We start from the raw sequence: 23951 nt of genomic DNA on the forward strand, positions 1-23951 counted from the left end.
GCCCTGCTCGCCACCGGCCACGAAGACGGGACGGTCCGGCTGTGGGATATGCCCAGCGGTCGGGAACGCGCCACTGTCACCGGCCACACCGACACGGTGTTGTCGGGGGTGTTCTCGCCGGACGGCGCCCTGCTCGCCACCGGCTCCCGGGATGGCGCGGTCCGGCTGTGGGATATGCCCAACGGTCGGGAACGCGCCACTCTCGCCGCCGTGGCGTCGCAAGGGGTGTTCTCGCCGGACAGCGCCCTGCTCGCCACCTTCTCTGGCGACGAGACGGTGTGCCTGTGGGCGATCACTTGATCTCCACGCCCATGCTGTGGCTGAGGGGTGGCCGCGAACCCCAGCGAGCGTGTGTACAACCCGACTTGAAACGGTCGTTGTCCGCGTAGACCACCCGGRCCTCGGGGATGATCTGCTGCGCGACCTCGTKCAGGTTCGGCCTGGTCGGGATGCCGGTGYCGATGTCGAGGAACTGGCGGATGCCCAGCTCGCCCGCCAGGTAGCGGACCGCGCGGTGCATGAAYGCCCGGTTCTGCTGGGCACCGGTCCGTCYGTCCGGGAACGCGGCGAGAACCTGTTCCGCGGCCTCGCGGTCGGCGGGGAAGTTGTCCTTGCCACCCAGGTAGTAGTCGTACATGCGGGCCGTGTGCGCCTGACCGGCGTCCAGATGATCCCGGACCGGGACGCCCTGTGCCGAACTCGTCCAGTCCCAGTCAGGACTGCCGATCGATTGCGAACCGTCCGTCTGGGCCACAATGCCCCCTCATGGCCAACGATCGACACGATTCACCCTAACCGGCGAAGACGCCGCGTCTCCAGGGTGTCGCGCTAAGCACCGGGCCGCCGCACAGCCGTCGGCAGCAGCCCAGCGAGAAGACGACGTCGTCGCCGTCCCGTTCGCCGCCGCCTGTCGCCGCGGCCCCATGGCGTTCGGGCCATGCCGCCCGCGTCACCCGCGTCGAGCACCTCGCCCTCGCGGCCCCGCATCTCCGAGAGCGTCGGCTGACGCGAGGTGCCCGCACCGCGGCCTCGCCTGGCGGCGCGGCGGCTTACCCCCGCCACGCCACTGGGCACAACCCCGTTGTTCTCATCCACGGGTATCTGCTGGCCGGCCGCCCCGGGGAACGGCGCGCACACGTTCCGCTCAATGCTGGATATCGCGACATCACCTATTTCCAAGTCGCTACGCCACGCGGTCCTGATTAACATCTTTCGCCTGGAGGACGAGCTATGACGACGGGTTTTTCCCATGTGTCCGCACCTACCCGGTACGCCGAGGCCAACGGCGTCCGTTACGCCCACCGGCGGTTCGGCGGCGGTACCGGAACACCCCTGCTGTTCCTGCAGCATTTTCGTGGCGGGCTTGACCATTGGGATCCGGCGGTGACCGACGGGCTGGCCGCCCACCGGGAGGTGATCCTCCTCAACAACGCGGGGGTCGCCAGCTCCACCGGCGAGACACCGGACATGTTCGACACGATGGCGGACAACGCTGCCCAGTTCGTCGACGCGCTCGGCCTGGCGCGGGTCGATGTGCTGGGGCTGTCGATAGGCGGGGCGGTCGCCCAGGAGCTCGCACTGCGTCGCCCCGAGCTGGTCCGACGTCTGATCATCGCTGGGTTCAAGCCGCGCGCGGGTGAGGTCGAGGGCACGGCGCCCGACATGATCGAGGTCGCCACCCGGAACGAGGTGCCGACCCTGGGGGACTTTCTCTACCTGTTCTTCGAACCGTCCGAGACGAGCCAGGCCGCCGGCCGGGCGTTCTGGGAGCGGCGCCACCGGCGCACTGTCGACGTCGACCCGCTGACGACGAAGGAAACGATGGTCGCCCAGCTCACCGCCATGGAGGAGTGGGCCCAGCAGCGAGGCGAGCGCTATTCGGAGCTGGCCCGGATCACGGCGCCGACCCTCGTGGTCAACGGCCGCCGAGACATCATGATCCCGACGATCAACTCCTACATCCTGGCCCAGCACATTCCGAACGCCCAGTTGGTCCTCTACCCGGACTCCGGCCACGGATCGATCTTCCAGTACCCCGACCTGTTCGTCAGCCAGGCGGCGCGGTTCCTCGACGCGGAACATCCGTTCACCTGAGGTCTTCGGGTTGTTCGGCACGCCAGAGACCAGGCGGCCCGGTCCGCGGCGCCCCCAAGCCGGGACGGAAACGACCCGGCGAACACCAGAGCCATGCAGATGATCGGCGCGGCGTACGCGATCCTCGCCAACCATCGCAAGCAGTACGGCTCTGTCGAAACGCCTCACACCAACGACCCGCCGGGCACGGACGGAAATCTCTCGCCCAAGTACGCACAGGGATCCTCGCCCGAGGGCGACGAGACGGTCGCGAGAGCCCAGGAACAGCGGCAGCGCATGCACCTCCTGCAGGCGGGGCATGCGCGCCTGATCGCCGTCCGCGGCCGGCGCAAATCATTCGATACCGGCCAGGTTGTGTGGGATGGTCGGGGCATGTCGGCGACCGCGGCGCACACCGAGTACGGAAACCGGGATCTGGCCCTGACCGGGGAGATCCTGCGGACTGTCGTGGGCTCCGGGCTGCACGGGATCGCGATCGCGGGGACCGACGACCACGACGAGATGGGTATCTTCGTCGAGCCCGCCAACCATGTCCTGGGAATGGCCGGCCGGTTCGAGCACTATGTGTACCGGACCCAGCCAGAAGGGGCGCGTTCCGGTCCCGGCGACACCGACCTGGTGATTTACGCCCTCCGCAAGTACCTGCGGCTCGCCACTCAGGGAAACCCGACCGCCCTGTTGCCGCTCTACGCACCCGCGGACGCGGTCGTGGTTCTGACGCCGCTGGGCGAGGAACTGCGCGCGCTGGCGCCCGCTGTCCTCTCCCAGCGAGCGGTACGCCGTTTCCTGGGCTATCTCGCAGGTCAACGGGCCCGCATCGGCGGTCAGGCCACGCCCGCGGGCAGGGGCCTGGCGGCGCGGCACGGTGGGCGGGCGCGCCCGGAACTGGTCGCCAGGTACGGCTACGACGTCAAGTTCGCCTCGCACGCGCTGCGGCTCGCGTTCCAGGGTCGTGAGGTCGCCACCCACGGCCGCCTCACGCTTCCCATGCCCGATGACGAACGCGAACGGGTCCTGCGGGTCAAGCGTGGCGAGGTCCGCGACGTCACCAGGGTCCTCGATGAGATCGCCACCGTCGAATCCGAGATCACCACTCTGCTCGAGACCGGCCGCACCCCGCTCCCCCCATCCCCAGACCTGGCCGCGATCAGCGACTGGTCCACCGACGCCCACCGCCGCCACTGGGGCTGGACCTCCGCCTGACCCGGCCCAACCGGCCGGGCGGCCCCTGGACTCGGCCGCGCAGGTCGGGTCACCAGTGGAACGTCACGAGACGTCGTGCTGCGCGGTGACGATGCTCCATCCTGGCCCGGCAGGGTGGGGCATCGTCAGGCCGTCGCCTCTACGGTCGCGCGGCGGTATCGCTGGTTTGGGCTGTGACGCGGGGAGGTGGATGTGACCTTTCCGTCGGCGAGAAGCCCGTCCAGCGTTTTCGTGTCAAGGGGACCTGTCCAGCCATCGTCGGTCAGGTCGACCTGGACAGGGCCGGTCGACGTGGCCTCGTCACCGACGACGACCCGACCACGAACCGCCGGCGGCCTTCACCGATGCGCGATTCCCTTGGACATCAAGCCCCGCGCGGACCGCGGCGACATCAGGCCCGAACACTCCACGGTCCCGGTGCGGGACAACGCGGCGGCCATCGCGCCGAACATCGTGAAGGCATGGGTCCCACGTGATCCGGTCATCAAGGCCGTCGAAGCCAGGGATGGCGAGTGCGTTCCGTTGCTATCGACGCGCAGGAACCGATACGCGGGCGCAACACGGGCTCGCCGCGAGCCAACCAGATGCCCGGTCCAGGCGTCACAGCGAGTCAGAATCGAGTGTGGAGGCCTCGGCACTTAAGTGCCATCACTCGGAGAGCCAACTCAGCAGCCGACGTCCGCGTGGACGCGGCAGCCCTCACCCGCCCACCCACCCCACTTTGGACAACGACCTGTTCAGAGGGATGTCGGTAGATCATTCAGAAGGGCACCGCGGCCGAGCCTCCCGCCTCGGACCACTTCCACCCATCTCGCCTACGGCATCTTGCGTCGAGAACTAATTGTTTGACCGTTGACTTTTCGTCACCCAAAGTCCTTGATCGATACATGGACAACGCGTTAACAGCAAGTTGCCCGGTGGATCACGGGACGCGGAAGAGGTGGCGTGATGCAACTACTTTCAGCGACATCGGTTGGTTACCGTGACGGCGCCACCGCACACCAGGCTCACGCCACCGCGCGCCAGGCTCCAGGCAGGTTCCGGACCTGGCTCACTCGCATCGCGCCTGTTCTGCCGGTATTGATAATCGCGCAGTCGCTCGTGTGCCCCCCGGCTTCCGCCCAGACGGCGGCCACGCCAGCTCATCTCGTGGAGGCGAGCTTCTCGCCAGCCGGTCAGTACGCCACGACGACCCAGGTCGTGGCGGACGCCGCGGGCGCCGCGCAGTACCAGGTCTTCCGTCCCGCTGACTATTCGACGCTCGGGTTCCTGAGCCCGATCATCACCTGGGGAAACGGTACCGGTGGCGCCCCCGACCTGTACTGCGTCCTGCTGAGCCATCTGGCGTCGTATGGGTTCACGGTGATCGCCCCGGTGCGGCCGAACACCGGCAGCGGCACGGCGATGGCGGCGGCGGTGCGTTACCTGATCGCCCAGGCCGGCGCCGGCGGGAGTGTCTTCCAGGGCCGCCTCGACGTCGACAGCGTGGCCGCGGCCGGCCATTCCCAGGGAGCTGGCGGCGCGATCCGGGCGGCCACCAACAACCGGACGTTGATTGACACCGTCGTCACGTTCTCCCTGCCCAACAAGATCTGGGTCGCGGCGAACCCGGACTGCCCGACGAAGAACGACTGCATGTACGACCCGGCCCAGCTGAGCCAGCCGGCCTTCTTCGTCGCGACGCACGGCGTCTTCGACTCGCTGATCGCGAGCGTCTCGACCGAGCGTGYCTTCTACAACCAGATGCCGGGCCACGCCGTGCTCGGCCTCATCCAGAACTCGGACGGAAGGAAAGCCGACCACAGCTCCATCGAGGACCGCTACGGCCCCGCGGGCTTCCTCGGCTACGTCACCGCGTGGCTGTGCGCCCAACTGCGTGGCGATGCCACGGCGGCGGCAGCGTTCGGCGGCGCGCGACCCGAACTCGTCAGCAACACCAACTGGCCCGACAGCGCCGCCAAGTAGAGCGAGCCAGGAACCGTGTAGGCGAAGATGTCGAAGACGCCCAGGCTGAGACTCACGTTCTCCTCTGTCCGGTCGGTCGCGTCCCATCCTGCGCGGAGTCGTCAGTCCGCGCGCAGCTGGTCCACCAGCCAGCCGACCGGGCCGACGCGGATCGCGAGCCGTAGCACCGTCGCCGCCCACCCCGGGAGGTCGCCGTCGTCGTCGCGGCGGTCGACGGCATGGCCGAGGCCCTGCCGGATGGCGGGTGTGAGCTCGCCGTTCGAGAGGGGCAGCCGCGGCTGGCCGCTTTCCGGCAGCAGGGTCAGCAGCAGCGCGGCCCGGCTCGTCCTGAGCTCACAGGCCGCCCCGTCGAGGGTGTCGAGCGCGACCTGTTGGACGAACCCGTCGGCGCCGCCGAGCGCGAACGCGGGCTGGGTCGTGCAGGGATCGGGCACGGACAGGGTTCCCCGCCCACCGGAGCGGAACGTCGAAGCTGTGAGCGCGATCGCCAGCACGGGCGCCAGGATGACGGCGACCGCCCTCGTCGCCCGTCCGAGCCGGGCAGGGCGGGCAGGGCGGGCAGGGCGGGCAGGGCGGGCAGGGTGTGGCGTCGGCCCGCGCGGTGCCGGTACCGACCATCGCCCTGGCCCGATCCGCGACGCCGGTATCAGCGCGAGGAGCGCGAACAGGGCGCACAGGGCGAGCGAGTTCCGGAAGGCGCCGGTGACCGCCGTCGTGATGATGCCGGACAGGGTGTGTTCGAGGGTGTCGAGGCTGCCGTCGGGCGCCACCTGGTCGAACACCTTGTCCAGGTCGGGCAGCTCTCCAGTGGGCGTGTCGCCCAGTGCCTCCCCCAGCGAGCGGGCAAGCGAGACCTTGTCGCCCAGCGGCACGGGCTCGCTCAGCCCGGCCTCGGTGCCAGCCATGATCGCGTCGTCGAGCCGAGTGGTCAGCGAGGAGGCCAGCAGGGGGGTGACCACGGCGAGGGCGAGCACGAGACCGGCGTGACGCGCGGCGACCGAGACGGTGCCGTCGAACGCCAGGCGCGGGCCGAGACGGATGGACGCCTCGGTGAGTGTGGGGACCGCGAGCCCCAGGCCGAAACCGGTCACGGCGAGCGCGGCGGCGGCCGTCGCCCAGCCCTTGTCGGGGACCAGGGCGAGGGTGGCAAGCCCGCCGGCGACGGTCACGCAGCCGGCCAGCGCCAGCGTGCGCGGCCGGCGCCCGGCCGTGACGTAGCGACTGGCGAGGGTGCCGACCGGGAGCACGGTCGCCACGGCGGCGGCGGTCAGCGGCGTCGCGCCCCAACCGTTGATCATCAGGAGGATGACGAGGAACAGCGCGCCGACCAGCGCCGCCGAGACCAGCGCCAGCCCCACGTGCGCGGCGACCAGCCGCGACGGCCGCGTCTCCCCGGCGTGCGCCAGGCCGGGTGGGCCCGGAACGACGGCGGGCGCGGATGGGGGCGCGGCCCGGGCGGCGCGCGGCAGCGCCACGATCGCGGCCGCGGCCAGCGGGGCCTGGACGAAGAAGATCGCCCGCCAGCTGAACAGCTCGGTCAGCAGGCCACCCGCGGCGGGCCCGAGCGCCGACCCGACCGCGGCCGCCGCCGACCAGGCCGCGAGGCCCGCCTTGTCCGATCCGGCGAGCCGCGCGAGCAGCGGGAGCGAGCCGGCGAGCAGGAACGCCGCGCCGGCGCCCTGGACGACGCGCAGCCAGGTCAGCGACCCGAGCGAGCCCGCGGTGGCGCATCCCAGGGACGCGAGGAGGAACACGACCAGGCCAAGGGCGGTCAGCGCGAGCCAGCCGCGCCTGCGCACGAGCGGCAGGACGGGAACCGCCGCGAGCACGATCGCGACGTTGTAGCCGGTCACCACCCACGAGACCGCCGACACGGTCGAGTCGTACTCGGCGAGCAGCTCCGGCGCGGCGAGCACGACGATCGAGGCGTCCGCGAAGGCGACCGCCACGGCGAGCGCCAGCAGCCAGCCGACCACCGGCAGCGCCCCCTCACCCGCACCACCTCGCCGCGGCCGCGTCGTGCGTCCTGGCCAGGGAGCGGTGACCGCCGGGAGGGTCACGGCCGGCACCTCCGCGGCGGACCGGGCACACACGGGCGGGCGCACCGCGCGGGGCCGTCGTCTGTCGTCACGGGAACCAGCGTCCCCGCTGTCGACGCCCCGGTCACTGGTGCTGACCCGACATGTCGCCCTGCTAACACCCGCGCCAGGATCCAGGTCGGCGCCGCTTCTGGATCGAGGACGCGACGGCCTGGAACCTCGTGGATCGCCGTGGCGAGCGCCAACCGCAGGCGCGGGGCGGCCGGCGTCAGAACTGCAGGGCGGTGGCGAGATCCCGGCCGATCCGTTCGACCACCGCGAGGTCGAGCCGGTAGTGCGCGTAGCGGCCGCTGCGCTCCACCCGCGCCAGTTCCAGGTCGCGCAGGACCCGCAGGTGGCGGGAGACCTGCGGTCGGGTCATCCCCAGCCGGTCCGCGAGGTCGGCGGTGGTCATGGCCTGGCGCGCGATCAGCCGGCACAGCCGTACCCGGCTCGGGTCGGTGAGCGCGAGCAGGCGGGCGCGGGCCAGGGTGACGCTCACCACCGGGGCCCGCACCGGGAAGTGCACGACGGTTGGCAGCCTGGGCTCGTTCTTCACCAGCAGGTGCGGAGTGCCGTACCGGGTCGGGATGAGCAGGACCGGCGTGCGCGCCGGGCTGAGCACCGCGTGGTGCACCTTGTCGAAGACGACCCGCGCGGGACCACCCGCTGCCAGCCCCGCGGGACGCGTCAGGCGCGCGCTGGACGGGCTGAGGGAGATCAGCGCCGCCGCCGGGCCCTCGTCGGCGAGCAGGCGGCGTACCCGGTGCGCGGCCAGGGTGAGAACGGGTTCCGTCGCGGCCCACAGCGTGCCGAAGAAGACCTGGCGGCACAGGTCGAGAAAGCGCAGGACGTCGGAGCGCAGCAGCTCGGCGTCACGCAGCAGGTCGTCGGCGAGAGCTGGATGGGGCTCGGGCAGCGCGGCCGCGGTCTGGCGCAGGACGGCGGCCTGGCCGGAGTCGCGCAGCACCCGCCTGAAGTCGAAGCCGCGGTATCCGCTGACGCAGGTGTAGGCGGTCAGCTCGGCGAACCGGTCCAGGGACAGCTGGGACAGCGGCACATCCAGGGTGAGCCCGCCGGGCACGGAGCCGCCCGGCGCCGGCCCGCCGAGGCCCGGGTAGAAGGCGCGCCACCGCAGCGCCGTCCACAGCGGCGCGAAGCGGCGCAGCCCCGCCCGGAAGGCGGGTGGGGCTGTCCGGACGACCGCCGCCGCCCAGCCCGCGTGGTCGGCGTGGTGCGCGTGTTCGGTCAGCACGTGCAGGCTCGCGGCCAGCTCCGCCAGCGGCGACACGGCGACGGGGAACCGGTCAGGACCGGCCCCGTCCAAAACGATCACGACCGACATGGCCGGGCCTGACACCGTCGCCCGCGACTCACCTCGTCACCCGCCGGCCGCCCCGCCGGCCATGACGGCTTCCAGCTCCGGCCTCGCGTTCTCCGTTCCCGGCCCCGCGTTCTCGGTTCCCGGCCTCTCGTCCTCGATCCCCGGCGCCACGGCGTCCGCCCGCGCGGTGACCTCCGCCCGCGTCGCGGCGAACTCGGCGCGCGCGGCCGCGAGCAGCTCCGGGTCGGTGAGCAGGCCGGTGACGACGCGGGCCAGCCCGGCCGCCGCGACCTGGGTGCGGTCGTGGGCGAAGGGGGTCCCCGCCGCCAGCCGCATCGCCTCGGAATGGCCCGGTGTCCCCGCCTCGGCGATCTGGATGTAGGGATGGATGACCGGCAGCAGCCGCCCGAGGTTGCCGATGTCGGAGGATCCCGCCGGGCTGTCCGGCCCGCCGGCGGCGATGGGCACGCCGAGGGCACGCACCGCCTCGGCGAAGCGCTCCGCCAGCACCAGGCTGTCGCGGCGTTCCGCGTACATCGGACCAGTCTCGCCTACCTCGGCCCGCGTCCCGGTCGCCAGCGCCGCGCCCTCGGCCGCCCGGCGGACCCGCGTCACCAGTTCCAGCGCCTCGGCCGCCGTGCGGTCCCGCACGTACAGATCCACGGCGGCGTGCGCCGGGACGACGTTCGGCGCCTGCCCGCCGTCGGCGACGACGCCGTGGATCCGGGCGGTCGGCGGCACGAACTGGCGCATCGCGTCGAGCGCGGTGAGGAACACCTGCGCTCCGGCCAGCGCGCTGCGGCCCAGCCACGGCGAGGTCGACGCGTGTGCGCTCACCCCGGTGAAGGCGATTCGCAGGTGCGCCGCCGCGAGCCCCGGCCGGGTGGTCAGCGACCGGTCGCCCGGATGGAACATCACCGCGGCGTCCACCCCGTCGAACACCCCGGCCTCGGCGAGCCGTACCTTGCCCGCGCCGCCCATCTCCTCACCGGGCGTGCCGATGACGGCGACCGTGCCCGGATGGTCGGGCAGCGCTCGTACCGCGGCGATCGCCGCGGCCACTCCCCCGGCGGCGATGAGGTTGTGGCCACAGCCGTGCCCGACTCCGGGCAGCGCGTCGTACTCGGCGAGGACGGCGATCCGCGGGCCGGGGCGGCTTCCCTGGTGCACAGCCACGAACGCCGTCTTCAGCCCGCCCGCCGGCGTCCGCACCGTGAAGCCCGACTCCGCGAGCCAGTCGGTCAGCGTCCGCTGGGCGTGGAACTCGGCGAACTTCAGCTCCGGGCTGGTGTGGATCGCCAGGCTTACCGCGTCCATTCGGGGCCGTAGCACTGTGAGCTCGGCGGTCAGGCTCTCCAGCGTTGGGCCGCGGTCAAAGGTGGGCCTGGCAGGACTGGCGGACATGGAACTCCCGTCGCACGAAACTCGAGGCGACGCGCGTCGTGCGAGCCGACGCGTCGTCACGTGCGGTGAATTCGCCACGTGACGACGATGCTGCGGCCTCGGTGGCACGGATGGCCTTCGGTTACCGCGACCGCGGTAACCGCCTATCCGGCCATGGCCAGGCTCGTAGACGAGCTTGCCGGCAACCGCGGCTGGTTGGACGCCGCGACGCGCGGTCATCGGCCGGCGGCCGGCGTGGTCTGGCCGGCCGCCGGCCGAACGAGGTGCGGGCGGAAGCCGCTAGCATTTCGGCGCATTCCCAGAGTTTCGACGGATCCGGCCGTAAGGCGGTCTGGTGGGCAACGTGCCCGCCGGACAGGACGTCGGTACTGGGAGACCCTTACGAGCGGCGGGGACAGATGACGAACGACATCGCAACGGCGACGACCGAGCAGCGCCAGGCTCGCCACCCGGCTGGTTGGCCGGCACGCCGCGGAATCGACGGCGGCGACGCTGGCCAGTCCTCGAGGCTCGGGGCGACGGCGTTCGCGCGCCACGCGCGCCGGGCCGGCCAGGTGGTGCTGGCGGCGGCGGTGCTGATGCTGGTATCGGCGAGTGCCGCCGCGGCGGCGACGCCGGTAATCGAGGCCAAGAAGGAGCGCGACGCCTCCGACATCACCATCGGGGTCGTCATCATCCTGGTCCTGGTCGTGGTGCTGTTCCTGGTCTACCGCCTGATTCGCAGGCGCTGACCGAACCTCGGTCCGCGGCCGGCCGGAGCGCGTCGCGCGCTCTGGCCGGCCGCCGTCGTGAGGATCGCTAGGGGACGGAGATTCCGGTGTCGGTCAGCGGGAGTCCCAGCGGAGCTGGCCGTGGTAGCCGTGGCCGGTGGTCAGCTGACGGTCGGGCTTGTCCGCGTCCCTGACGTTGGTCATGTAGATCTCGCGGTCGCCTGGGTTGTTCGGGTCCCGGTTGGACGTGAAGGTCAGGATGCTGCTGCTTCCAGGGGACCAGGCCGGGTCCTGGTCGTCGGCGCCGCGCTCCTTGGTGACCACCCCGACCTTCTTGGTGCTCACGTCCATCACGTAGACCTCGAGCTCGTCGGTGCCGCCGTTGCTGTCGTTGCCTTTCACCAGTCGGCTGAACGCGAGCTGCTTGCCGTCCGACGACCAGGTCGGGTCCGCGTCGAGGTTGCCGGTCGTGGCGTTCTCGGCCTTGTTGAGCGGCACCGCCTTGGAGCCCGGCTCGGCCGAGATCACCACCAGGAAGCCCCGGTCGCCGCCGGTCTCGCTCGACCAGTAAGCGATCCGCTCCCCGTCCGGCGACCAGGAGGGGTCGGTCGCCTGCGGTGCCGTGTCCAGCCTCCGGACCGAGGATCCGTCCATCGCGATGATGTAGAGGCCCGGTCGCGCCTGGCCGGTCTCGTCGGTGGTCGACCGGATCACCACGAACTTGCCCTCAGGGGAGATCGACGGCCGGGCGTCCCGAACGATGGAGATGTTCGCCGCCGGACCCGACGTGAACAACGGGACCGATTGGCCGGATCCGTCGGCCGCGATCGCCATCATGGTGTTCTTGACGCCCTGATCGATGTAGAAGATCGTCTGGCGGTCCGGGCTGATGGCCGGGAGCAACAGGTCGTCAGGCCCACTGATGACGGGCTTGAACTGGGTGATCGGTGGTCCGCCCGCGGCCGGGTTGTCGGGGTCAGGCACCTGCGCGGTGACGATGTGGTACTTCGGGTCGCTTCCGACCTTCTGGGCGAGGACCATGGTGTCCAGGCCCAGCGGGGCGGCCGATCGGGGCAGGAACGCGCTCGGGTCGTTCGACTTGTCCTTGTCCTTCAGGACCATCGGCAGCACGGCGGCGAGCGCGGCGATCACCACGACGGCCGCGACGATGCCGAGGATGAGCGGTCTGCGGCCGCGGCGCTTCTCTGGCTGTCCGGCCGGCGCCTGGCCGGGATGGCCGTACTGCGGCTGCCCGGGATGTCCATACTGCTGGGCGCCGACGGAGGGAGCGTCGGCGTACCGGGTCGCGGCCTGGGTCGGGACGTAGTTCTCGTCGGCGGGCTGGCCGGGACGGGTGGCGGCGAGGGTGGCGTAGTCGGCCTGGCCGGGGCCGCCGCTGGTGGCCGGGCCCCTGCCGCCCGCCGGGGCCGGGGGCACCTTCCAGTCGGCGAGCACGTTGGTGACCTGCTCGTTCTGGTCGCCGGTGTCACCCGCGTCGCCAAGGAGGCGGTCCATCAGCTGGCTGGCGTTCGGTCGCTCGTACGGGTTCTTGCGCATCGAGTCCCAGACGATCGGGCGCAGCGCGGGGTCGACGCCGTCGAGCCTCGGCTCCTCGTTCAGCGCCCGGAAGAGCAGCACCTGCGCGCTGCCAGCGCCGAACGGGTACTGGCCGGTGGCCGCGAAGGTCACCAGGCCGCCCCAGGCCCAGATGTCGGCCTTCGAGGTGATCGGGTCGCCCCGGACCTGCTCGGGCGACATGAACGCCGGAGTGCCGAGCTGCTGGAGGTCTCCGGTCAGGCCGGCCCCCGAGTCCAGCGCCCGCGCGATGCCGAAGTCGATGACGCGCGGCCCGAACGGGGAAAGGACCACGTTCGACGGCTTGAGGTCGCGGTGCACGATGCCGGCGGCGTGGATGGCGCGCAGCGCGGCGGCGACGCCGACGGCGAGCTGCTCGAGGTTCGCGTCCGCCAGCGGGCCGCCCCGGCTGACGAACGACTGCAGCGTCGGGCCCTCGATGAACTCGGTGACCAGGTAGGGCTGCTCGGCCTCCGGGTCGAAGTCCAGGACCTCGGCGGTGCAGACCCGGGCGACCCGGCGCGCGGTGGCCGCCTCCTGGCGGAACCGGCTACGGAACTGCGCGTCGTCGGCCACGTCGGCCCGCACGACCTTGATGGCGACGAGCCGACCAAGCTCCGACCGCCCCAGATAGACGGTTCCCATGCCGCCCTGGCCCAGCTTGCCCAGCAGCGTGTAGTTGCCCAGCGTCCGCGGGTCGTTCTCGCCCAGCGGTGTCGCGCGGCTGCTGACGTTCGCCTCTGACGACGTCATCGCCCCACCTCTCTCCCTAACGGACGCCGGCCACGCGACGGCCCAGAATGACGATCCCGTGCGGGCAGAATGCTACCGTCTGGCGATTTCTACCAATGGGCGGGAAACCAGACCGGCGCAGTCGTTGCCACGACAGCGGCGCGGGAAGGCCCTGAGCGGAGATCCGCGGACGGCGCCGGCCGGCGCCCCGGCGCCATCCCATGCCTGGCAGGCGGCACGATCCGGCCGCCACCCCATGGCACCTCGGGGCGTCACTAGCCACGTCGGTATCCGAGTGGCGCGGAATGTCCAGTTCTCGACTGAACGTCCACCGCGACGCCGCGGATCGATGCCTTACCGGGCACCGGCGCGGATCAGCGTCGCGCGGCGGCCGGCACCCGCCGCGGCGGCCGGCCCCGGCCGCGGCGGTCACGGCCGCCGAGAACCGAAGGCCCCCAGCGATCCGCCGCTCGGCCGCCTGGCGGCATCGAACCCGCGAGCTGGTGCCCGCCCGACAAGGGCGCAGTGGTGGGAGAAGGCTGGACCGCCGGCCGCTGACCCGAACTGACGCCCCCCACGTGCCGGTTCTGGGAGACGGTCCAGCCAGTACCAGCACACCGCGAACAGGCCGCGCCGACCTCGTATCTTTACGGGTTTCCGAGTATTCCTCGAAAGGTTGGCCGGCGGCCGCTCTCACCGGCGCCCGGCGTGCCCCGGCACCGCTTGGCGCGGTCCGACGCGCTGGCCGGAGTCTCCCACCTCACCGCTGGCGGCGTGCTCCGCACGGCGCCACGGCGGCACGGCACCACGGCGGCACAGCACCGCTAACTCGCTCGCTCACTCGCTCGCTCACTCGCCTGGCGCCACAATACGTGTTTGCACAGCGCGAAGAAATAGCCTCGGGCCGCGGCCGGCATCCGTGGACCGGCCTTTGCTCCGCGAGTGGTCCCTTGACCGGCCTTTGTCGCCCACGTAGCGTCCGCTGCCAATCCAACGTCTACGGCGCGGAAAGGCATATGCCATGACGGTTCTTGACAGCACGAGCACCCCRCCCGCGGTCCACGTCGGCGCGGGCGACCTGCCCTTCGTCGAGATCGGCGGCGGGAACAAGCTCAAGGTGATCCAGGTCCGCGCCGACGAGGGCTTATGGATCGTGGAGAACATCTTCCAGGCCGGTTATGAGGTCGCGACCCACCGGCACACCGGTCCGGTGTACGGCTACACCATCTCCGGCGCGTGGAAGTACAAGGAGTACGACTATGTGAACCGTGCCGGGTCGTTCCTCTACGAGCCCGCGGGTTCCGTACACACCCTGATGTGCGTCGAGGACGGTACCCAGGCCTGGTTCCAGATGTACGGCTGCAACCTCAACCTGCGGCCGGACGGGCAGGTCGAGTCGGTGACCGACGGCCCGTCCGCGCTGGCCGCCTACGTGGCGCTCTGCGAGGCGCAGGGCTTCGGCCGCCCGAACGTCCTCGTCGGCTGACCGCGGCGCGATGACGACCAGCGCGCTCGCCGACCTCTACGACCCGGACACCTACCTCGCCGGCCCGCCGCACGAGGCGTTCGCCGCGCTGCGGCGCGCGGCGCCCGTCCACTGGCGGGAGGTGCCGACGGGCCCCGCCGCCCCGGGTTACTGGGCCGTGCTCGGCTACGCCGAGGTCGAGCACGTGCTGTGCGAACCCGAGCTGTTCAGCTCGGAGAAGGGCGGCGTCGTGCTCGACGACCTGCCACCCGACCGGCTCGCCCAGATGCGGGGCATGCTGCTGGCGATGGACCCGCCGCGGCATCGGGACTACCGCCGCCCGCTCGCGCACCGGTTCACCCACCGCGCGATCGCCATGCTCGAGGGGCGGGTGCGCGACGCCTCCCGCGCGATCATGCGGGAGGCCGCCGAGCGCGGCCACGGAGGCGGCGAGGTCGAGTTCGTCGGCGAGGTCGCCGGCCAGCTGCCCACGCGCGTCGTCGGCGAGCTGATGGGCCTGCCCCGCGAGGACTGGGACTACGTCCATCGGCTGGCCGAGGCCCTCAACCGCGGCCAGGACGCCGGCGGCGCGGACCGAGCCGCCGCCGAGGGAGACGGAGCGGGCGGGGGCGGCGGCGAGGGCGCGGCGGCGCCGACCGTCGAGATGGCGATGTACGCCGCCGGGTTCGCCGCCGGCCGGCGCGCGCGGCCGCCCCGCGACGACCTGACCGGCCTGCTGCTGGCCGGCGACTTCGGTGGCCGGACGATGTCGGACCTCGACTACGGCAGCTTCTTCGTCCAGCTCGTCACCGCCGGCAACGACACCACCCAGACGATGCTGTCCTCCGGGCTGCTCGCCCTGCTCACGCACCCCGACCAGCTCGCCGACCTGCGGGCCGACCCGTCGCTCGCGCCCGGGGCGGTGGAGGAGATCCTGCGCTGGGCGAACCCGCTGCACTACTTCCGGCGAACGGCGGCCGCCGACGCCGAGGTCGGCGGTGTCCGGATCAGGGCGGGTGACCGGCTCGCCACCTACTTCACCGCCGCCAACCGGGACGAGACCGTCTTCGCGGACCCGGACCGTTTCGACATCCGCCGCTCCCCCAACCGGCACCTGTCGTTCGGCAAGGGCGAGCACTTCTGCCTCGGCGCCCATCTGGCCCGCCTCGAGGGCCGGGTGTTCCTCGAGGAGCTGCTCTCCTCGTTCGCCGCGATCGAGCTGGCCGGCCCACCCGTCCGGGTCCGTTCCAATCTGAACAACGGCCTGAAGTCACTCCCGGTCCGGCTCACCCCCGCCGGAACATCCTGAGAACGCCGACGGCGGCGGACCGTCCTCCACAACAAGGGAGGAGCCTGTCCGCCGCCGTCGGTCGCGAGGTCGGGACCTGAGTCAGGCGCTGGCGGGTGCCTTGGCCCGCTTCTTGTTCGACTTCGGGTCGAGCCGGCGCAGCAGCCTCGAGGCGATGCCGATGAACACGGCTGCGCCGAGGAGGCCGACCCCCACGTCGGTCACGTACTGCTTCGCCGTGTGGTCGAAGAGCGCGTCCCGCTCGGGTGCCCGCGGGTTGACCGGCACCTCGCTGCCCGCCACCGGCTTCCCGTTCTTGGTCTCCGGACGCTTCAGGCCCGCCTTGGTGAGCAGGTTGAAGTCACCGACCGACGCCATGGCCGCGTAGCCCCACCGGGCCGGCGAGATGACCGCGACCTGCTGGAGGCCGGGCGTGCCCGACACCGGCACGATACCGGCGCTGAACACCAGCTGGATCATCGTGACGACCACCATCAGCGGCATCGTCTTGTCGGCGTTGTCCACGAGCGCGGAGATCATCAGGCCGACCATGGCGGAGGCGAAGAGCACCACGAACACCGCGAGCATGAACTCGAGCAGCGTGTTCACGAGCAGCGCGTCCGGTGGTAGCCGGGTGCCGATCGCGATGATCGTGAACGGGATCGACTGCAGCGCCGAGATGGCCCCTAGTACGACGACCTTGGAACCCACGTAGGCGCCCCGCGAGAGGCCGATCGCCCGTTCTCGGCGATAGATCTCGCGTTCCTTGACGATCTCGCGGATGGAGTTCGACATGCCCATGAAGCACGCGCACAACACCATGATCAGGACGATCGTGGGCGCGTCCGAGTTGGGCGTGAAGTTGTCGTTGGTGTCCTTGAAGTCACCGCCGATGGCCAGCGGGATCGCGCCGAGCACGAACGGCAGTGCGATCGACAATCGCAGGTAGCCCTTGTCGGACGCGATGACCGCGAATGTTCGCCGGCTCAGCGTGATCAGCTGTTTCCCGACCGACTGCTGCCGGATGCTGGGCAGCTCCTCCGGCGCCGGCCGCGCCGACGGCGCGGTCACCGCCGAGGGAACGTAGTGCCGCGACTGGCGGAAGGTCGCCGCCGACTCGGCGCCAGGCGTCGCCTCCAGCCCCCGGAAGACCCGGGGGTAGTTGCTCTCGCCGAAGAACGGCAGCGCGTCCTGCGGCGGGCCGAAGTAGGCGACGTAGCCGCCGGGGGCGAGCACCAGGACGTAGTCACACAGGTCGAGCTGCAGCACGGAGTGCGTCACGACGATGACCGTGCGGCCGTCGTCGGCGAGCTTGCGCAGCGACTCCATGACGTTGAGGTCCATGCCCGGGTCGAGACCGGAGGTCGGCTCGTCCAAGTACAGCAACGTCGGCCGGGTCAGCAGCTCGAGCGCGACCGAGGTCCGCTTGCGCTGGCCACCGGACAGCCGGGAGACGACCGTGTTCGCGTGCTGGGTGAGGCCGAGCTCGCCGAGCACCTCGTCGATCCGGGCGGAACGCTCGGTCGGGGTCACGTCCGGCGGGAATCGCAGCTCGGCACCCAGCTCGAGCGCCTTTCGCACCGTCAGCGAGGTGTGCAGGATGTCGTCCTGCGGCACRTAACCGATCCGGCGGCGCAGCTCGTCGTACTCGTCGTAGAGGTCCCGGCCGGCGTACCGGACCGTGCCCTTGTCCGCCGGGCGGAAGCCGGTGAGCGCGTTGAGCAGCGTCGACTTGCCGGCGCCCGACGGGCCGACGACGCCGAGCAGCGCCCGCCCGGGCAGCCGGAACGTCATGTCGTGCATGAGCTGCTTGCCGCCGCCTGGCGCCCAGACGTTGAGGCCGTCGGCCTCGAAGCTGACGTCACCGGAGTCCACGTACTCGACGAGCAGGTTGCCCTCGAGCTGGAAGACGTGGTGCCCGACGGCGATCACGTCGCCCTGGCCGACCCGGCCCCGCTGAACGCGCTTGCCGTTGAGGAACGAGCCGTTCGCCGAGTCGAGGTCGACGAGCTCGATGTTGTTGCCCCGGACGGACACCTGGGCGTGGTGACGGGAGGCGAGCAGGTCGGTGATGGTGATGTCGTTGTCGCGGCCGCGGCCGATCGTCATCGTGCCCTGGCGCAGCGGGTAGGTCTTGCTGCGCTCGTGCTCACGGTCGAGCCGGGTGTGCCCGCTCTGCTCCGCCTGGGCGTAGTCGTCCTGGCGGTAGCCGCCGGAGCGGGCGTCCTGGTAGTCGAGGTCGTCGCCCCGGGTCGGCCGGGTCGGCCGGTTGGCGCCGGGCGAACGCGGCGGGATGTAGCCCGCCTGGTTCGGCAGCATGGTCTGCATGTCCGCGTCGCCGCCGTAGTCGTACGGCGACCGCTGCGACGGGAACTCGCTGAGGATGGTGACCTCGGGACCGGTCGGCGTGCCCAGCCGGAACAGCGTCTCGCCGCGGACCTCGACGGTCTGCAGCATCCGCTGGCCACCGAGCCAGGTGCCGTTGGAGCTCACGTCCCGCACGGCCCAGCCGTCGGGCGTCTCCTCGATCATGAGGTGCTGCCGGGACACCCGGCTGTCCGCGATCACGTAGTCCGCGTTCCGGGCCCGGCCGATGATGAACCGTGGCTGCCCGGTCGGCACGATGACCTGACCGGCCTCGCTGCTGATCCTCAGAACGGCCGTAGACACGTGTTTCCCCCTTCACGACGGGACGCTGGCCGGGCTGCCCCGCCGAGCTCGTTCTGTCCAACAACCGTCTGCCCACCGGCGGTGGGCGCGCCCGGGACCGGGGAAATCCCGGGCACCCAGGACGGGTAGCTCGACGGTGTCACTACCAGACCAACCTCGTCACGAAACGACCGATCTTGTGGCAGATCGTAGCGTCGCACTCCGGGGCCCACCCGAGCCGGGTGACCGCGCGACCCGTTTGTCGGACATCTCATCACCGGGACACCAAGAAACAGAGACCTGTTGGCGCGCAACGACCGCGGCCGGCCACGCGCCGTGAGGCCAACGACCTCACCAACCACCATCCGGATTCCGCTCCTCCTGCCTGGCGACCGGTCCCACGAACGCTCCCCCGAAGGCCGCGCACACGCTTCGACGACGGTACCGATCCGTGGACTGGCTATCCGGATCGGGCCGGTTCGAGCATCCTCCGCTCGAAGCCGGTCAACCCGGGTCTGTCGTTGACCTGACCTTGGTCCGCCACCGGAGCGACCCGTGACCACGGCGAACTTCGCCCGCCGCCACGGACCGCCGCCGAGATCCGGCCTCGCCGACATGGCCAGACCGGATCAGGCGGCGGGAACCGCGCTACTTACCGGACTGGGCGGGCAGCACGACGTTCTTCGCCGTCGCCGACACCGACAGACCGGTCGCCGTCGTGCTGGCGTCGACGATGTTCAGGTCGAACGGCAGATTGTCCGGCAGGGGCAACGGGACAGGCACCGTGGCCTCGGTCGGGATCGGCACACTGCCGCCACCGCCGAGGCCGCCCAGCGACGTGCCGACCTTGACGTTGAGACCGGACGGGGTGATCTTGAGTTGATTTTTCTCCACCGTGAACGATCCGACGCCGGTCAGCGTCACGTCGACCTGTCCGGCAAAGGGCACCGACTGCGTGGTCGAGCCGGTGATCTGCACCTTCTTGCCGCCGTCGGCCGGGGCGAGCTGCCAGTGGAACGGCTTGTCCTTGAGGAAGGCGTTGATCTGGTCGTAGTCGATCCGCACGGTCGCCTCGACGTTGTCGACCGGAACCTTGCCGACGTTGTTCGAGATCGCGTCGCCGAGCGGGACGTGCGCGCCCTTCAGGTGCGCGTCGACGCCGGAGATCTCCGGCCCGTCCGCGGTGGTCGGAATGTTCTCCAGCGAGACGCCGATGTCCTTGAACTTGCCGAACAGGACCTGGGTGAGGAACGGGAAGCCGCCGAGGCTGACCCTGCGCACGATCGGCGGCTGCTGCCCGTCCTTGATGTTCTGGGCGACGGCGACCTCGACCTGCTTGCGCATCTGGCCCACGGCTATGTGTGCCGCGAGGCGGTCGACCGGGATAGCCAGGATCAGCAGCAGGATGACAACGATGAGCGCGATCAGCCGCCCGCGCTTACGCCGCCGCTTCGGTGGCTTCTGCTCGCCGCCCGGGATCGGCGTGCCGCCGGTGCCGGACCCTGGCGCCGACGGGCCGCCCGTGCCGTCACGCCAGCCGCCGCCGTCCGCCCGGGCGTCCTGCCAGCCTCCGGCCGGGGTCGGCGAGTAGGGCTCGTTGAACTCGGTACTGGCGGCGGGGTCGACGTATTCGTCCTCGTCCTCGCGCTGGCCGTAACCCAGTTGCTCGGTCGGCTTGCTGGCCCCGCCGCCCTGACCCGAGGTCCGGGCGCCGGCGGCCCCGCCGGAGCCGACCCGGCCGATGTACTCGGTGGGCCGCTCCCCGCCGGGGCGTTCCCCGCCGGAGCGTTCCTGGGGCCTGGGCGTGCCGCCCGACGCCGGCTGCTGGGTGCGGCGAGTCGGCGGAACCGGCGGCGGGAACTCACCGGGGCGCGGGGTCGGGTACCGCTCGACGGGGATGCCGGGCTGCGAGGTGTAGCCGCTGCTGCCCGGGCCGCGGGCGTCGCGCCGTGGCCGGGCCGTCTCGTCGCCCCCGGCGCCGCCGGGGGCGGGGCGGCCGGACGCCGGCTTGAACCAGTCCGCCGGCGGCGGTGGGCCGGCCGGCCGGAAGGACTCCGGGGGCGGCGGCGGCGCGCTGGGCGCACCCGGGCGGTTCGGGCGCCCGCGCCTGTCCGCGGAGTCGCGTCGGACCCGGGCGACCTCGCCGGGTTCGTACGCCTCGTCGTCTGTTGGGTTGTTCACGGGGTCATCTCCCATCAGGGCCGCGCCGACCCACGCGCGCGAGGACTTCCCCACCCCGTCGGCTCATCCAACGGATGGTCCCACGTCCAGACCCTCCCTGGAGCGCCGAGGGGGTGATCGTTACCACGGTGCGGGTGTCCAGTTTCCGACGCTTCCCAGCGTCACCGCCCCGCCGCCATCCGCGAGGTGATGTCCCGCTCCCGAGGAAAGGCGGAAGCGGGCACCGCGCGCGGACCGTGAGCGGCCCGGGGAGCCGACGTGGCCCGTCAGACCTCGAGCGGCAGCGTGGCGGCGGACCGGCGCAGGCCGGGTGGGGCGAGGCGGAAGACCGCGCCACGCGGTGACGCGTAGGCCTGCCAGAAGTGGTCGGCGACCACCTCCGGGCGCAGGGGGCCGGCGGGCCCGACCTTGCCGTCGAGGACGACGGTGCGCATCCGGACGCCCTGGTCGGCGAGCGACGGGCCCACGGCGGCCGCCAGCGCCGCGAGCCCCGCCTTGCCGACCGCGAGCGCGAACCGCCCGCTGGGCGGTTCGGTGCGGCTGCCGGCCACGGTCACCAGGATCGTCGCGCCGACCCGGTCGACCAGCAGCGGCGTGACGGCCTGGACCGCGGTCAGGGCGCCGGTGACGTTGACGGCGAGCGTCTGGTTGAGGACCTCGGCGGGGACGGAGAGCGCGCTGCCGCGGATCGAGAGCTTGGCGTTGTAGACGAGCACGGTCAGGCCGCCGAGATCCTCGGCGAGCCTTTCCAGCGTCGAGGCCAGGGCGGCGTCGTCGGTGACGTCGGCGACCGCGCCGCGCATGGTCAGCCCGGCGCTGGCGAGCTCCCCGGCCACCCGGTCGAGCGTGTCCGCGGAACGGGCCACCACGCCGAGCCGGAAGCCCTCCCGCCCGAACCTGGCGAGCAGCTCGGTACCGAACGCGGCGCCCGGACCGACGACCACCAGCCCACGCGTCACGGGCACGGACGGCGGCGCGGGCTCGGGCGTGGACGCGGCCGCGCCCGTGACCGTCGCCGCGGCCGGGGTGTCCCGTGGCATGGGTCCATCTTGGACTGTCCCTACGTCAACACACGACCAGGGCGCCGAAAATTTGTTCGAACGAGGCTCCGTCGACGCACCCGCGCCGGCCGGCCCGCGGCCCGGCCGGCGGACCGCCGGCCCGGCCGGCCGGGCCGGCCGGTCAGCGGCCGGCGAGCTCGCGGGCCCTGCGGGTGCGGTCGAGCTCGGCCTGGGCGCGCAGCGGAGCCGACTTCCGGTAGTAGTAGATGATCGGCGGGAAGACGATCAGCGGTGGGATCGCCATCAACAGCGCGAAGATCACTACTGCCCCGATTACCACTGCGTACCCCTCTCGCGCCCCCACAACGGGGGAAGATCCTCAAGCGCCCGCCTGGTCACACCGATACCACCGTCGGCGGTGTCACCATCGGTTCTACCGAATGTCGTAGGCGGTGGTGTCAGCCTATCGATCCCGCGCCGGACGCGCCGAGCCCCTCCGCCGACGGCTGTCGCGCGGACGCGGACCGTTCGGGAACGAGCACGCCGGGGTTGAGGATGCCGGCGGGGTCGAGCGTCTGCTTGACCGCGCGCAGCACGGCGACGCCGACGTCGCCGATCTCGGCGCCCAGCCAGGGGCGGTGATCCGTCCCGACCGCGTGGTGATGGGTGATCGTCCCGCCGGCGGYGACGATCGCGTCGCTCGCGGCCGCCTTCGCCTTGGCCCACAGGCCCACGCGGTCGTCGCTGTGGCCGGCGACCAGCGTGAAGTACAGCGACGCGCCGGTCGGGTACAGATGCGAGACGTGGCAGAGGACCACCGCCGGCACCCCGGCGGCGGCGTAGACCTCGGTGAGGGCGTCGCGCACGCCCGCGTACAGGCCCGGGAGCCCCGACCAGAACGTGGCCGTCTCCAGCGTCTCCGCGAGCATGCCGGCGTCGAGCAGCGCGTCGCGCAGCCGGGGGCCGTGGAACCGTCCGCGCACCCAGTCGTCGCCGACCTCGGTGCCCAGTGGGCGCGCGCCGCGGGCGCTCAGCAGCTCGGCGAGATCCGCGGCCCGCCGACGCACCCGCTCGGGCTCCCCCTCGTACCCGAGCACGACGTAACAGCCAGGGTTCCCACCGGCGCCGTCCCCGCCGTCCCCGCCGGCGCCGTTCGCCCCCTCTCCGGTCGGCTCGCCGGCGCCGTGCGGGGTGGCGGCGCCCGCGGCCGTCTCCAGCTCGTCGGAGAGCCGGGCGACCGCCGGGAGCAGGTCGCGCTGGGCCAGCTCGCGCATCAGGTCGAGGCCGGCGGCGAACGTGTCGACCCGCCAGCCCTCGTAGCGGCGCTCCGCCGGCATCGGGCGCACTCGTACCCGCACCGCGGTGATCACCCCGAAGGCTCCCTCCGAGCCGAGCACCAGCTGGCGCAGGTCGGGGCCGGCCGCGGAGGCCGGCGCCCGGCCGAGCTCCCAGTCACCGAGCGGGGTCGCCACCCGCAGCCCCACGACGACGGCGTCGAACCGGCCGTAGCCGCTGGATGCCTGCCCGCTGGAGCGGGTCGCGGCGAAGCCGCCGATGGTCGCGTACTCCCAGGACTGCGGGACGTGGCCGAGGGTCAGGCCGTGCTCGGCGAGCAGCGCCTCGGCCGCGGGGCCGCGCAGCCCCGGCTCCAGCGTGGCGGTGAGCGAGACCCGGTCGACGTCCAGCAGCCGGTTCATCCGGCGCAGGTCGAGCGCGACGACGGCCGCGAAGCCGGCCCTCCTGGGCGCGAGGCCGCCGACGACGGAGGTACCGCCGCCGAACGGCACGACAGCGACGCGGTGCTCGGCGCAGGCGGCGAGCACCGCGGCGACCTCGTCGTGGCCGGTTGGCGTCAGCACCGCGTCCGGGGCGGCGGAGGCATCGCCGGCGCGCAGCGCGAGCAGATCGGTCGTGGAGCGCCCCCGGCAGTGCCGGATCCTGGTCTCCCGGTCGTCGCGGACGTGCTCGGCGCCGACGATGCCGGCCAGGTCGCCGCGCGCCGGTCCGGGCAGCCCGGACGGCGGGAGCTCGACGGCATCGAGATCCACCGGCGCGCTCGGCCGTTCGGCGAAGCCAAGCCCGTCGACGAGCAGCGCCCGGACCGCGGTGGGCAGCTCCACCCGCTCGTCGGGGCTCCCCCACCCCCACCAGGCCAGGTCGCCGGCGTCATCCGGGCCATCGGGGCCATCGGGGCCATCGGCCCGCTCGCGCCCGCCGGAGGAGGGCGAGGCCTGGCGCTGGCGGAGGCTGTCCGGCGGATTGCGCGACTCGGTCACCCCACC

16 protein-coding genes and 1 pseudogene are annotated in these 23951 nt (G+C 72.1%); 7 read left to right on the forward strand and 10 right to left on the reverse strand.

Features of this window, described 5'->3' with window-relative positions; translation table 11 throughout:
- Positions 1 to 300, forward strand: a 300-nt coding sequence (locus tag BL253_RS16015; protein ID WP_420801675.1) for a WD40 repeat domain-containing protein, incomplete at its 5' end; no start/stop codon positions are given.
- 73 nt (positions 301 to 373) lie between these two features.
- Here the strand turns inward: BL253_RS16015 and BL253_RS43770 are convergent.
- A pseudogene (locus BL253_RS43770) lies at positions 374 to 667 on the reverse strand (SAM-dependent methyltransferase); the annotation flags it as partial.
- Positions 668 to 1230: 563 nt separating this feature from the next.
- On the opposite strand from BL253_RS43770, the gene BL253_RS16025 reads away from it, so the two are divergent.
- The 3 genes from BL253_RS16025 to BL253_RS16035 all read left to right on the forward strand — a co-directional run bounded on the left by BL253_RS16025 (position 1231) and on the right by BL253_RS16035 (position 5262).
- Positions 1231 to 2094 (forward strand): alpha/beta fold hydrolase, encoded by an 864-nt coding sequence (locus BL253_RS16025; RefSeq protein WP_076817743.1) that lies wholly within the window; start codon positions 1231 to 1233, stop codon positions 2092 to 2094.
- A 93-nt stretch (positions 2095 to 2187) separates the two neighbouring features.
- Positions 2188 to 3297, forward strand: coding sequence for a nucleotidyltransferase domain-containing protein (locus BL253_RS16030; RefSeq protein ID WP_241834840.1), 1110 nt, complete (start codon positions 2188 to 2190; stop codon positions 3295 to 3297).
- 1101 nt (positions 3298 to 4398) lie between these two features.
- Positions 4399 to 5262 (forward strand): poly(ethylene terephthalate) hydrolase family protein, encoded by an 864-nt coding sequence (locus tag BL253_RS16035; protein ID WP_131831500.1) that lies wholly within the window; start codon positions 4399 to 4401, stop codon positions 5260 to 5262.
- Positions 5263 to 5363: 101 nt separating this feature from the next.
- On the opposite strand, the gene BL253_RS16040 is transcribed toward BL253_RS16035, so the two are convergent.
- The 3 genes from BL253_RS16040 to BL253_RS16050 all read right to left on the reverse strand — a co-directional run bounded on the left by BL253_RS16040 (position 5364) and on the right by BL253_RS16050 (position 10068).
- Positions 5364 to 7322: an MFS transporter gene (locus BL253_RS16040; RefSeq protein ID WP_158230363.1), complete on the reverse strand. Its 1959-nt coding sequence runs from the start codon at positions 7320 to 7322 to the stop codon at positions 5364 to 5366.
- Between the two features lie 247 nt (positions 7323 to 7569).
- Positions 7570 to 8685 (reverse strand): ArsR/SmtB family transcription factor, encoded by a 1116-nt coding sequence (locus BL253_RS16045; protein WP_076817747.1) that lies wholly within the window; start codon positions 8683 to 8685, stop codon positions 7570 to 7572.
- Positions 8686 to 8721: 36 nt separating this feature from the next.
- The gene (locus tag BL253_RS16050; RefSeq protein ID WP_081438363.1) at positions 8722 to 10068 is read right to left on the reverse strand and encodes a M20 family metallopeptidase; all 1347 of its coding nucleotides are present in this window, start codon (positions 10066 to 10068) and stop codon (positions 8722 to 8724) included.
- A gap of 110 nt (positions 10069 to 10178) precedes the next feature.
- Here BL253_RS16050 and BL253_RS42290 point away from each other — a divergent pair, with 110 nt between their 5' ends.
- A complete protein-coding gene (locus BL253_RS42290; RefSeq protein ID WP_158230364.1) occupies positions 10179 to 10799 on the forward strand; it encodes a hypothetical protein in 621 nt (206 codons plus the stop codon).
- A 93-nt stretch (positions 10800 to 10892) separates the two neighbouring features.
- On the opposite strand, the gene BL253_RS16060 is transcribed toward BL253_RS42290, so the two are convergent.
- Positions 10893 to 13106, reverse strand: a complete 2214-nt coding sequence (locus BL253_RS16060; protein ID WP_076817751.1) for a protein kinase domain-containing protein — start codon at positions 13104 to 13106, stop codon at positions 10893 to 10895.
- A gap of 1000 nt (positions 13107 to 14106) precedes the next feature.
- Here BL253_RS16060 and BL253_RS16065 point away from each other — a divergent pair.
- Together BL253_RS16065 and BL253_RS16070 are read left to right on the forward strand one after the other, a co-directional pair.
- Positions 14107 to 14571 (forward strand): 2,4'-dihydroxyacetophenone dioxygenase family protein, encoded by a 465-nt coding sequence (locus BL253_RS16065; protein ID WP_076817752.1) that lies wholly within the window; start codon positions 14107 to 14109, stop codon positions 14569 to 14571.
- 10 nt (positions 14572 to 14581) lie between these two features.
- Complete coding sequence (locus BL253_RS16070; RefSeq protein ID WP_076817753.1) at positions 14582 to 15859, forward strand: cytochrome P450; 1278 nt, start codon at positions 14582 to 14584, stop codon at positions 15857 to 15859.
- Between the two features lie 81 nt (positions 15860 to 15940).
- Here the strand turns inward: BL253_RS16070 and BL253_RS16075 are convergent, their stop codons facing one another.
- From BL253_RS16075 to BL253_RS16095, 5 genes are all read right to left on the reverse strand, one after another.
- The gene (locus tag BL253_RS16075) at positions 15941 to 18508 is read right to left on the reverse strand and encodes an ATP-binding cassette domain-containing protein (RefSeq protein WP_076817754.1); all 2568 of its coding nucleotides are present in this window, start codon (positions 18506 to 18508) and stop codon (positions 15941 to 15943) included.
- A gap of 627 nt (positions 18509 to 19135) precedes the next feature.
- The gene (locus BL253_RS16080) at positions 19136 to 20668 is read right to left on the reverse strand and encodes a DUF2993 domain-containing protein (protein WP_241834841.1); all 1533 of its coding nucleotides are present in this window, start codon (positions 20666 to 20668) and stop codon (positions 19136 to 19138) included.
- Between the two features lie 266 nt (positions 20669 to 20934).
- Entirely contained in the window at positions 20935 to 21708 is a 774-nt protein-coding gene (locus BL253_RS16085; RefSeq protein ID WP_076817756.1) for an SDR family NAD(P)-dependent oxidoreductase, read from the reverse strand.
- A gap of 142 nt (positions 21709 to 21850) precedes the next feature.
- Positions 21851 to 22009 (reverse strand): hypothetical protein, encoded by a 159-nt coding sequence (locus tag BL253_RS42915; protein ID WP_198946279.1) that lies wholly within the window; start codon positions 22007 to 22009, stop codon positions 21851 to 21853.
- A gap of 118 nt (positions 22010 to 22127) precedes the next feature.
- Complete coding sequence (locus BL253_RS16095; RefSeq protein ID WP_076817758.1) at positions 22128 to 23945, reverse strand: FAD-binding oxidoreductase; 1818 nt, start codon at positions 23943 to 23945, stop codon at positions 22128 to 22130.
- Between the last annotated feature and the right edge of the window lie 6 nt (positions 23946 to 23951).

This window comes from Pseudofrankia asymbiotica, assembly GCF_001983105.1.
In the GTDB taxonomy this organism is placed as follows: Bacteria; Actinomycetota; Actinomycetes; order Frankiales; family Frankiaceae; genus Pseudofrankia; species Pseudofrankia asymbiotica.

What these genes read in the sequence shown, in the direction of transcription:
- BL253_RS16025 (WP_076817743.1), top strand. Translation starts at nt 1,231, where the DNA reads ATGACGACGGGTTTTTCCCATGTGTCCGCACCTACCCGGTACGCCGAG.
- BL253_RS16030 (WP_241834840.1), top strand. Translation starts at nt 2,188, where the DNA reads ATGCAGATGATCGGCGCGGCGTACGCGATCCTCGCCAACCATCGCAAG.
- BL253_RS16045 (WP_076817747.1), bottom strand. Translation starts at nt 8,685, where the DNA reads ATGTCGGTCGTGATCGTTTTGGACGGGGCCGGTCCTGACCGGTTCCCC.
- BL253_RS16050 (WP_081438363.1), bottom strand. Translation starts at nt 10,068, where the DNA reads ATGTCCGCCAGTCCTGCCAGGCCCACCTTTGACCGCGGCCCAACGCTG.
- BL253_RS42290 (WP_158230364.1), top strand. Translation starts at nt 10,179, where the DNA reads ATGGCCTTCGGTTACCGCGACCGCGGTAACCGCCTATCCGGCCATGGC.
- BL253_RS16060 (WP_076817751.1), bottom strand. Translation starts at nt 13,106, where the DNA reads ATGACGTCGTCAGAGGCGAACGTCAGCAGCCGCGCGACACCGCTGGGC.
- BL253_RS16070 (WP_076817753.1), top strand. Translation starts at nt 14,582, where the DNA reads ATGACGACCAGCGCGCTCGCCGACCTCTACGACCCGGACACCTACCTC.
- BL253_RS16085 (WP_076817756.1), bottom strand. Translation starts at nt 21,708, where the DNA reads ATGCCACGGGACACCCCGGCCGCGGCGACGGTCACGGGCGCGGCCGCG.